4 protein-coding genes are annotated in these 11,784 nt (G+C 56.2%); all 4 read right to left on the bottom strand.

The annotated features are described in order from the left end of the window. Positions 1-47: 47 nt before the first annotated feature. Positions 48-1,865 carry an exodeoxyribonuclease V subunit alpha gene (gene recD / locus C2U53_RS14675; RefSeq protein ID WP_090048479.1) on the bottom strand — a complete coding sequence of 606 codons (1,818 nt, stop codon included), beginning with the start codon at positions 1,863-1,865 and terminating at the stop codon, positions 48-50. Beyond that, positions 1,862-5,407, bottom strand: coding sequence for an exodeoxyribonuclease V subunit beta (gene recB / locus C2U53_RS14670; RefSeq protein ID WP_104446054.1), 3,546 nt, complete (start codon positions 5,405-5,407; stop codon positions 1,862-1,864). Before recB ends, recD begins: the two co-directional genes overlap by 4 nt. Beyond that, on the bottom strand, positions 5,400-8,288 hold the full coding sequence (gene ptrA / locus C2U53_RS14665; protein ID WP_099433706.1) for a pitrilysin: 2,889 nt from the start codon (positions 8,286-8,288) through the stop codon (positions 5,400-5,402). The genes recB and ptrA overlap by 8 nt, the downstream gene beginning before the upstream one ends. A 113-nt stretch (positions 8,289-8,401) precedes the next feature. Continuing rightward, positions 8,402-11,770, bottom strand: coding sequence for an exodeoxyribonuclease V subunit gamma (gene recC / locus C2U53_RS14660; RefSeq protein WP_104446053.1), 3,369 nt, complete (start codon positions 11,768-11,770; stop codon positions 8,402-8,404). Between the last annotated feature and the right edge of the window lie 14 nt (positions 11,771-11,784).

The raw sequence follows: 11,784 nt of genomic DNA, 5'->3' as shown, positions 1-11,784 counted from the left end.
TTATCGCATTGCCGGATAGCGACGCAAACGGCTTATCCGGCAACCTCTCATTTAAACAACGTCGACAGCCCACTGCGTCGTTCGGTTCGGGTGGCAATCGCACTGCCAAGTATGCGTTCATCGGCATATAACGACAGGCGGCGACGTGCGCGGGTCACGGCGGTATACACCAGTTCCCGTGTCACCACCGGCGTGCGCTGCGTGGGTAACACCAGCGCGGCATGATCGAACTCCGAGCCCTGAGATTTGTGCACCGTCATTGCCCAGGTCGTTTCATGCTCCGGCAGGCGGCTGGGCTGCACAGACTTAATACTGCCATCCGGCATCGCAAACCAGACCCTTAATCCTTGCCCACGATCGAGCGCCACACCGATATCGCCGTTAAACAAGCCCAGCGCGCTGTCGTTACGGGCAATCATCACTGGCCGTCCTTCATACCAGCGGGAATGTGGCAGGCGATGAATTTTGCGCTTTTGCTGCATAGCCAGTTCGATACGTTCATTCAGTCCGCTCACGCCAAACGGCCCTTCGCGCAGCGCGCACAGCAGTTGGAACTCATTGAATGCCTGAATGATTAATGCAGGCTCCGCGCGCGCCTGAAGCAGTTGCAGATAGTGTCCATAACCTGCCAGTGCGTTTTCAAGCATGGCGGTGTAATCTTCACTGCTCTCCAGCGTCCGTTTATCGATATCGCTGAAGCCTTGCAGGAAAATGTCGTTTATCGCCGCCTTATCGCCACGGTTAATCGCCGCCGCCAGTTGCCCGATGCCGGAATCGCTGCCAAAACGGTAGCTCTTTTGCAGCAGACAGAGGCTGTCCCGTAGCGTGGCGGCGTCTTCTCCAGCACCTGCCGGAACGGGCATCCCCGTCAGGCGAGCCAGTTGCTGTGCCCGTTCAGGGGTATAGCCCGCATTCACCCAGGCACAGATATCCCCCAGCACCGCCCCCGCCTCGACCGAAGCAAGCTGATCGCGATCGCCAAGGAAAATGATACGCCCGTGCGACGGCAATGCGTCGATCAAGCGCGACATCATCGGCAGGTCGATCATTGACGCCTCATCCACCACCAGCACATCCAGATGTAGCGGGTTGCCCGCGTGATGGCGTAAACGCTGACTGCCGGGTTGCGCGCCCAGCAACCGGTGCAGAGTGCTGGCATCATCCGGGATGCGTTTCTTTTGTTCATCCGTCAGCGGCAACTGACGCAGCGCCTTGCCTAAGGACTCCGTCAAACGCGCCGCTGCTTTACCCGTCGGCGCCGCCAGGCGAATACGGCAACGCTCGCCTTCCGCCATCTGGATCAGCGCCGCCAACAGCCTGGCCACGGTGGTTGTTTTCCCCGTTCCCGGCCCGCCTGAAATCACCGAAATACGGCGGGTCAGCGCGACCGCCGCGGCGACTTTTTGCCAGTTGATTTCGTTTGTCGTCGGGAACAGCGCTTCCAGCGTTTGCGTCAGCAAGGTTTCATCCACCTCAATGGGTCGATTCACCTCGCTAAAGAAATGAGCAACTGTACGTTCGTTGCACCACATCCGGTTCAGATACAAACGGTCGCCATAAAGGACCATCGGCGATGGCCGCTCTCCATGACTGACGGCGTCGGAAGCGAGCAGGCATTCTTCCCAGTTCTCGGGTTCGCCAATGTCGCTAAGGCATGAAGAATAGAAAGGGGGATTATCTGCATTCAGCGCCAGTTGAGAAAGCGGTAAACAGACGTGCCCTTCTCCGGCATCCCGGCTGAGTAACGCCGCTGCCAGCGTCACGGCAGGTTCATGTTCGCCGGTCACCGCCAGCGCGAATTGCACATCCAGCGGGCGCAGTTGCTTCTGCCCGACGGCCTCAAGTAATCGCTTCTGTAGCGTCATGATGCCTCCTCCAGCGCCACCCCGGCAAACATCTCGTCCATCCGGGTAATCAACTCACCCGCCGGGCGTGTGGTGTAAATCCCCTGCTGCGGCTGTTTGCTGTCCACGCCGCGCAGGAACAGATAAATCACGCCGCCAAAATGGCGCTCGTAGTCGTAATCTGCGATGCGATGGCGCAGATACCGGTGCAGCGCGAGGGTATAGAGCTGATACTGCAAATCATAGCGATGCGCCTGCATGGCCGCCGCCATCGCCTCTGGGGTGTAAGCGGCGCTGTTTTCTCCCAGCCAGTTCGATTTGTAATCCAGCAGGTAATAGCGCCCGTTGTGACGAAATACCAGATCGATAAAGCCCTTCAGCATCCCGCGAACCTGGGTGAACTCCAGTGGCGGACAGCCCGCCGAGAGCGGGTCAAACTGGCGGATCAGCGCATCCAGGTTTTCCGCAATAAGCGGTTGGCTAATGGGCAGATAAAACTCCATCTCGACCTGTTTTTCACGCGCAGAAAGCTGGCTCAGACTGACGCCAGTCTCATTGAGTGGCGCATGGAGAATCGCCGTCACCCACGCGGTGATGACCGGTTCCCAGTCGGCATCGTAACCACCAAGCTCCAGTTTTTCCTGCACCCAGGCAGCCTCAACCGGCTGGGTAAAATCGAGATCTTCAAACAGGCTGTGTAAAAATGTTCCTGGCGATGCGCCGCGTGGGAACTGGTGCGGCGTCAGTTCCGGCTCCTCAACCACTTCACCCACGCCTGTCGCATCGATATCCAGTCGCGGCATCAGATCCTGTGCAATGCCGTGACCACGCTGTTGCAGGCCGGAATAGCTGGTCACCCGCCAGTTGTCGCCCGGCGTTCGTTGTACCCGTCGGGCATTCAGAGACGCCTCGCTCGCAACGGTGCCAGGCAACGGCTCCATACTGACCGCGTCCGGGATACGACAGACGATGTTCTCATCGCAAACTGCGTCTATCGCCGAGCGTAGCCCGGCGGCATCCATCGGTTCGCCTTTTTGCAACAGACGCCCCAGCGCGCTCTGATGCACATCGGTATCGCCCTTTTTATCGCCCCGACGACGAACCAGAGGTGCGACGCCCAGACTGCAGTGCCAGACTGAACGCGTCAGCGCCACGTACAGTAAACGCAAATCTTCCGCCAGCCTTTCGGCTTCCGCCAGCGCCACGCTTTCGTCCGCCTCGCTCAGATCCAGAACTGCTTCAAACGAGTTGCGGTCGTGATAAAACGCCTGATCCTGAACGCGGAAATTCGTGATAAACGGCAGCCAGACCAGCGGATACTCCAGCCCTTTTGACTTGTGGATGGTGACGATCTGCACCAAATGGCTGTCGCTTTCCAGACGCATTTGCTGGCTGGAAGCATTGCTGTCAGGCTCAAGAATATGCTGCGAGAGCCAGCGCACCAGCGCATGCTCGCTTTCCAGTTGCGAAGCGGCCTCCTGCAATAGCTCACTGATGTGCAAAATATCGGTCAGGCGACGCTCACCTCCCGCCGTTGCCAGCAGGTTCTCCGCAATCTGTCGCGCTGACATCAGCGCACGCAGCATCGGCATCACGCCACGTTTTTGCCAGATTTGACGGTAGCCGACAAACTCGTCAACCACTCGATCCCAGGCGTTTTCATTGCCATTGAGCATGTCAATGTCGCGTGCGTTCAACCCCATCATTGAGGCCGCCAGCGCGCTGCGTAGCGTATTTTCTTTTTCCGGTGCCATCACCGCCTGTAATAGCCAGAGCATCTCCTGCGCTTCCAGCGTTTCAAACACGCTGTCGCGGTTGGAAAGATAGACGGACGGAATCGCCAGTTGTGTCAGGGCATCGCGTACCAGCGCCGCTTCCTGGCGGCTACGCACCAGCACGCTGATATCCGCCGCGCTCACCGGACGCGCGTCGTGACCGCTGATAAGCATCGCCTCTCCGCACAACCCGGCCTTCAGCCAGTCGCGGATCTGCGCAGCGCACACCTGCGCCATATAGCTTTGATAATCGCCTATTCCGCAGCTTTCTCCTTTCATCAACCACATCGTCATTGCGGGCTGAGTTTCGCCGTAAAATTCAAAACGCAGCGACTGGTTTTTTTCGGCGTATTTCACCGGCTGGAACGGGATCTCGCGGAACATGAAGGCGTCATCCATCAGGCCGAACAGCCTGTTGACGCTGTTCACCATGCCTGGCGCGGAACGCCAGTTGGTGTCGAGGGTATAGTGCGCGCTGACCTCACTGCGGGCCTTCATATAGGTAAAAATATCCGCGCCGCGAAACGCATAAATCGCCTGCTTCGGGTCGCCAATCAGTAGCAGTGCAGTGTCTGGCTGATGCTGCCAGATGCGACGGAAAATACGGTATTGCTGCGGATCGGTATCCTGGAACTCATCGATCATTGCTACCGGGAAGCGGGTACGGATCGCCGCCGCCAGCGCATCGCCGCTTTCACTGCGCAACGCGCTATCCAGTCGGCTGAGCATATCGTCAAACCCCAGTTCACCCCGGCGGCGTTTTTCTTTCGCCACCGTTTCACGGATCTCCGCCAGCGCGCGGGTGATCATCAGATCTCTGAGCGTCAGCGGTTCCGCCAGTAATTCATCAATCGCGACAAACAGCGGATGCTGCGGCACAACGCCGCCTTCTTTGGTTCTGTCCTCAAGGAAACGCTGAGAGAATTTCTCCAGTGCCTCTGGCAACTGGTAGCTTTGCGTTGCGGACTGCGCCCAGGCGCTGATCTTCTCAATCCATTTGCCCTGGTTGCCACGGTTAAATTTACGCCGGTCGATGCCTGAGGCTTCCATCAATCCCTCAAGTTCACCCACCGCATCACACCATTGTTGCTTAAGCGCATTGATTCGCTGCACGATCTGCTGATGACGGGACGCCAGCGTTTCGTCATCCGGCGGTGGCGCTTTGATAACCGGCGCTTCCCCTTGCAGGTAACGGTTAATATCCGCCAGCAGCGCCTGTGGCCCTTTCCACGTTTCAAACACCACCTCGGCAATTTCACGCGGCAGGGGGTAACAGTGACGGCGCCAGAAATCCGCACAGGCCTGATAACGCAGCAGCGATTCATCCTCGATCAGCTGTTGTTCAAATAACATGCCGGATTCGAAGGCATTCAGACTCAGCATGCGCTGACAAAAACCGTGGATGGTGAATACCGCCGCCTCATCCATCTGTCTTTCGGCGAGCAGCAGCCACTGCGCCGCCTGCTTTTTATCGTCGATTTCATCCAGCAGACGGGCATAAAGGGGGTTGTCAGTCGATTCGCGCAGGCAGGCGATACGCAGCTCATGAATATTACTGCGGATACGCCCGCGCAACTCTTCGGTGGCGGCCTCAGTAAAGGTTACCACCAGCAGTTCTTCAACGGTCAGGGGACGGGGAAAGGCGGAAGACCCGCCGAGCCCGAGGAGCAGGCGCAGATAGAGCGCCGCGATAGTAAAGGTTTTGCCGGTGCCCGCAGAGGCTTCAATCAGGCGCTCGCCTGTGAGGGGCAAGCGCAGGGGATCAAGGGACTCGGCGACATCATTCATTCTGTTCTCTCACCAGGGGCAAAGTTTGCTGCAACGCGCTGACGTTGTCCCACACTTTCCAGCCTTCCGGGTGCACATAGTGCGGCTTCCCGTTTTGACCGCCGGAAATCTGCGACAGTACCGCCATGCCTTGCGGCTCGACCACCGCCTGATGGAAGAAATCAGCAAGTTTTTGCGGCGTCAGCTGTTTTATCTGAGCCACAATTTTATCACGTGAATCGAAACGCATATTGCCGCGATCGAAATCTTTGCTTAATTTCGACGCTTCTTCACCCAGCGTTTGCGGTGCCTGCAACATCTGCGCGACGATCGCCTGTTTAATCTGGGCGAACTCTTCCGGTTTCATTGCCCGCAGTTTTGCTTCCGCCGTGGGGAAAAACGCCTTGTAGCGTTCCCAGAGATACGGCGGCTGTTTATCGCTGCTTTGCAGCAGGAAACCCATTCCCCACTGGCGTCCGACGCTCATCGGGAAGGCAAACACCGCATACCCTAACTGCTCTTCCGTTCGCAGTTGATTGTAGAACCACGGCTGGACAATCTGGCCCAGCATGGCGCTGTAGGCCGAGCTGGCATACTCGTCATAACCGGCAGGGACAAAGACTGCCGCCAGCGCAGAGTCGGTACTGCTGCCCGCTTTTTCAAAAATGACAGACTGCTTCTTATCCACCAGCACATCTTTGTTGCGACACCATTCGGAACCGTTCGCCCCCAGCTGTTTCTGGATATCCCGCGCCATCGTCGTGACCTGCGCTTCGCTCATGTTGCCAACCGCCAGAAACTCCGGACGAGCGCCCGTTTTCAATGCATCACGGTAGGCCATCACCTCTTTCAGGGTGATCGACGGCAGCAGTGCACGCCGTTCGTCACGGGAGAAATAAGGCACCTGAGAGATCATCTGCACCGGCATAATTGCCTGCTCGTAGGCTTTCCCCTTTTCGGCAGAATCCATCATCTGGCTATACCAGGATTTCGCCTGCTCAAGCTGTTCTTCAGTTGCGGTATAGCTGAAATAACCTGCAAGCAATGCCTGGAAAAGTTGCGGCAGACGCTGCGTATAGCCATCAGCATTGAGCATTAAGCCATTGTTGGCGTTGGTTGAGAAACCGATGCCGCCCACCGCCGCCTGGTTACTTAACTGATCGAGCGCAATTCCCGCCAGATAATCGTTCAGCGCAAACATGACCTGGTTTCTGGCGCTGTCCATCGCCTGCGGATTACGCAGAATGACGCTCACGTCCGCTTTCGGTTCGCTGGCGAAATACTGGCTCGGGGTGTATACCACGCGCAAATTAGGCTCATCGACAATCAGCGCCGGACGGTCGTATTTCTTTTCCGGCTTGATCAGCGTGAAATCGTCAGGAATGTAAGGGTTCAGTTCCGGCAGAGACAGGGCTATCTCCTGCGCTTTCTTCTGCCACTCGCTGAACGTCTGCTCGCTGATTTTATTGACCTGATAAGGAGCATCAACAAAGTAAGCGGTCTTGTTGTGAGGTTCTTTTGGGCTAATGTACCAGATTCGCGCATTTTGCGGCGTCATCATCTCCAGACGCGCCTGAATGGCTTTCGCATCGTATTGATCAGCAATGTTCACTGCGTCCAGAGTATGCGCCACCGGCACGCGGATCATGGTATCCGCCAGCCATTCGACGTAATCCATATCACGGGTGATCGACGGGTAACGGAAGTCCAGATCAAGCACATGCGACAGCTCGTCAAAGTAGCGTTTATCGACGCCCTTTTCGCGTAACAGATTGAGATAGCTGAAAATAGCCGCAACCACTTCTTCGCGGTTCGCCAGCCCTTTGTCGGTCAGGGTAGCGGAAATGGCTAACACACCGCTGTTGCCGTTGACTACCGGATCGGAGTCCGCGCGAATACCTTCCACCAGCCCTTGTTTTTGCAGCCAGTCAGAAAGCGTACCCGGGCTACGGTTACCGATCAGATAGGTGATCAGTTCATCGGTTTTACTACGAAACTGCGCACTATTGTTGTCGATTCGGAACTCAACGCGCAGCACTTTACGCGGCAGCGCAGGTACGTAATGGATGATAACGCCCTTCTGCGCATCAGTGACGACCGGAACGGTAATTTCCGGCTTTTCGATATTCTTGTTGGGCACTCGCCCAAAGGTCTCTGCAGCAATCTTTGCCAGTTCCGGCAACGGCTTATTGCTGTAGATAACCGCTTTCATCAGATTGGCGGAGTAATACTTGCTGTGAAAATCGCGCAACGCCTGTTGCACCGGATTACCCGGTTTGTCGCTTAAGGTTTCCAGGTTGCCGCCGGAAAAACGTGAACCGGGGTGAGCCGGGTTGATGGTTTCCGCGCTCACCTGCGCCATTCGCATCCCGTCACGGGTACGCGCCATCGTCAGCTCAGCGTTTACTGCATTGCGCTCACGCTCGGCATATTTTTTATCCAGTAACGGTTCAGCAATGGCATCGGCCAGGCGGTCAACGGCACCAGTAAGCGCGTCGTTTTCCACTTCCAGATAGAACGCCGTGCGGTACGGCGCAGTGCTGGCATTGTGGCTGCCGCCATGCAATTTGAGGTATTCCGCAAGGCTATCGGCCTGTGGGTACTTTTTCGATCCCATCAGACACATGTGTTCAAGATAATGTGCCAGCCCCTGATGCGCATCGGGATCTTCCAGAGACCCCACGGGCACCACCAGCGCAGAAAGCGATTTCACCGCCTGCGGGTCGGATACCAGTAATACCACCAAACCATTATCGAGACGGACGGCCTGATACTGGCGGGTATCTTTGTCGCTTTTACGGATGGTTTCCGCAATGGGCTGCCAACCGGTATCTGCCTGACTTAAAGGCGCCCAAAAGGCGACCAACAACAGTAACGCTTTGAACCAGGTGCTGCGGGGCATTCAAGAACCTCATCATTAACTTTCTTTCTGCGCAAAGACACATTAGATGCTTCTCTGAGCAGGGCAACGCATCATAAAGGAAGCATCAAAATTGCGCAATTTTTATACAACCATCACGACTGATTAAATCTGAAAAGCGGAAGCAGGTAACGTTGTGACTGCAAAATAATGGCCTCAAAGGTTTCAGAGTCCAGTTGTCGCCACAGGCGCTGATACCAGATATCCTCGCCTTCGCCACGCACAACCATGTTGCCTTCGTAAGCCTGCATAAACTTCACGCGGGCTTTTTGACGCGTATCATCGTCATCTAACATGGCATCATTTGCCGCGTCATAACAGGTTTTTATCCACGCGCCGCCGCTTTCCGGTAGCACCAGCAGCGGTGTGGACATCCCTTCGCGATATCCGTCAATCAGTTGCGCCAGATACCCCAATGCCTGCTCTTGCTCCAGCGGTGGGAAGCGCCACTCTCCGTCTTTTCGCAAAAACAGCCGGCTTTCACCTTTTCCTCCGCAGGCACAATAGACAAGGTGTTCGAGCCAAAGTTGCACGCCTTGTGAAATGCTGATTAACGAAGGCCGCCAGCGCAACAGACCATCTTCTTGCACCTGCGGCAGCCAGCCCGTCAACTGTACGCCATTGCAGTGCAGATCAACCTCCAGGCTTTGGCTCGGCTGACGACAAGCCACGATCCTGTCCGCCAGCGTCTGCATTTCCTGATGCTGAGCTTCCCAGAGGATATCGCCATAGGCCCCATACGGCAGATCCCCCGCCGCACGGAAGCGACGGAACAGACGTTCGGCATCATCCTGTTCAACCAGCGTATTCAGTAACTGCTGGTTGAGCTGATAACGGGTCAGCCCTTCCAGGGTAAACGGTTCGGAGTCCGGGATCTCACGCTCTTCGGAGCGGAAATTAACCTGCAGACGCTGCTGGAAAAACGCCCGCACCGGATGCGCCCAGAAGCGCTGCAGCGTTTCCAGACTCAGCGTCTCTGGCATATCAAAGGCTAACGGCTGCACAAAATCGCTATGGGCTTCTCCACGTCGGCTTGCCGCCGGTAGCCATTCGCTGGCGTAGCTCTGCTGTTCACCGGGCTGGAAGTTTTGCGCATCGAACGGCATACGGGTATGCAGGCGGGCGATATGCGCTTTCACCCGTTTCTCGCTCTCATCGCTGGTTAACGCGTCGTCACCCGGCAGGTAGTGGCTTTGTCCGATGTAATCGAGCAGCTCCTGCACCAGCACGGAAGGAAACCGTTCGCTGTTATCCTGGATCGAGCGCCCGATATAGCTGATGTAAAGCGACTGCTGGGCAGAAATTAAGGCTTCAAGGAACAGATAACGATCATCATCACGACGACTGCGATCCCCACGCATTGGTTTCTGGCTCATGAGATCAAAACCGAGCGGCGCAAGCTGGCGCGGATAAACACCGTCGTTCATTCCCAGCAGACAGACCACTTTGAAAGGAATGGAGCGCATCGGCATCAGCGTACAGATGTTTACCGGCCCGGCTAAAAAGCGCTGACTAATTCGCTCCTGATCCAACCGCTTCGCCAGTTCATCGCGCAACAGGGATAGCGGAACCGCATCACCATACTTAGCCTCTATACCTTCGGCGATGGTCGCCTGCCACTGCTGCTCAATCAGCGTCATGGCCGCCTCGGTTTCAGCGTCAGGCAGGAAGAAATCGTTGAGCATCTCGCGGCACACTGGCAGCCACTCTTCCAGTGGACGTTCCTGTGCCAGGCCACGACGCCAGAGATTAAGCTGCATCAGTAACGACGCCAGATGCCCTACCAGTTCGGCGATGAGTCCACAGGACTCATCGTAAGGCAGAACGGACTGCCACTCACCCTGCGCACTTTCCATGGCATAGCCCAGCAGCATGCGCGTCAGGCCAAACTGCCACGTATGCTGTCCCGTTGTCGGAAGTTCCAGTTCGCGCACGTTGTCGTCATCAATACCCCAGCGAATGCCCGATTCATTGACCCACAACCGCAAGTAACGCAATCCTTCTTCGCTGATATTGAAGCGTGCCGCCAGCACCGGGACATCCAGCAGCGCCAGCACGTCCTCAGAAACAAAACGGCTGTCAGGCAGAGACAGCAGGCTGATGAAGGCCTGCAACACCGGATGTGACTGACGCGCCCGACGATCGGAAATCGCATAAGGTAGATAACGCTCCGCAGGGGCGCTGCCAAAGACGGCCTGAATAAACGGGCTATAGCTGTCGATATCCGCCACCATCACGATGATGTCACGCGGGGTGAGCGTTGGGTCTGCCTCCAGCATTGCCAGAAGACGATCGTGGAGGACTTCAACTTCACGCTGGGGGCTATGACAGACATGGAAGGTGACGCTGGTGTCGTTTGGATCAAGGCGTCGCTTATTGTCACTGCGGGAATACTCTTCCAGACTCACGCCCGCCACTGCGCGGTTTTCCAGCTCAAGGATATCGGCCTGGATGTTATGCAGCAGGTTATCCGGCGTAATGTCGACAAACGCATCCAGCTCCTGGCTGTTTTCCAGTTCGGAGAGCAGATAAATATAGTCGCGCCCCAGTTTCCCCCACGAGGCCAACATCGGGTTACCGACATCCTGTTCGCCATCGCCGTTAAACAAACTTTCGGCATTCGAATTGTCACGAAACAGCGGTAAATGACGGTCTTCAAAACTGTGTCGCCGCTGACGTGCCAGCAGTTTTGCCAGATACGCCGGATCTTTAATATCGCCCCAGTAGTAGCGGCAGGGATTGGTGAAGAGCAGATGAATCTCGATATGTTTACCGAGCGCCTGCAGTGCCTGTAGGTATACCGGTGGCAGCGCGGAGATCCCGCAGATAAACACACGAGAAGGAAGTCCTGGCGGGCAGCGTTCAGCATTTTCGAGGGTCTGGATAAACCGTTGATAGAGATTGGCACGATGCCAACGCGGTTGTCCCAGCGCATCGGTATATTCCACCAACGCTTTCCATAGCGGCGCCTGCCAGCTTTGCGCCTCTCCTAACCCGTCGACCATTCGCCCCGCTTCCCACTGGGTTAGCCATTCCGGTCGGTACACCAGATACTGATCGAAAAGATCCGCCGCGCGCGACGACAACTGAAACAACTTACGTTTATCCGTATCGTCCGTCAGATAGTGGCGTAGTAACGCGAAATCATCATGATCCAGCAGTTGCGGGAGCAGCGTCATCAACTTCCAGCTCATGCTTTGTTTGCTGAAAGCGCTCTCTTTGGGGATCTCCGGCAGTACGCGGACGAACATTTCCCAGATAAAACTTGCCGGGAGTGGGAATTCTATGTTGGCGGCGATACCAAATTTCTGCGAAAGGGTCATCTGTAGCCACTGCGCCATCCCGGTACTCTGTACCAGAATCATTTCCGGCTCAAAAGGATCGTCCAGCCGCTCGCGCTCGACGATGAACTCCATCAATGCTTCCAGCACATCCAGACGATTTGAGTGGTAGACCCTTAACATAGAGACTCCTGGCA

This window comes from Citrobacter sp. CFNIH10 (assembly GCF_002934585.1).
GTDB classification, from domain to species: Bacteria; Pseudomonadota; Gammaproteobacteria; order Enterobacterales; family Enterobacteriaceae; genus Citrobacter_A; species Citrobacter_A amalonaticus.
This window is presented reverse-complemented; position numbering and strand designations above follow the sequence as displayed.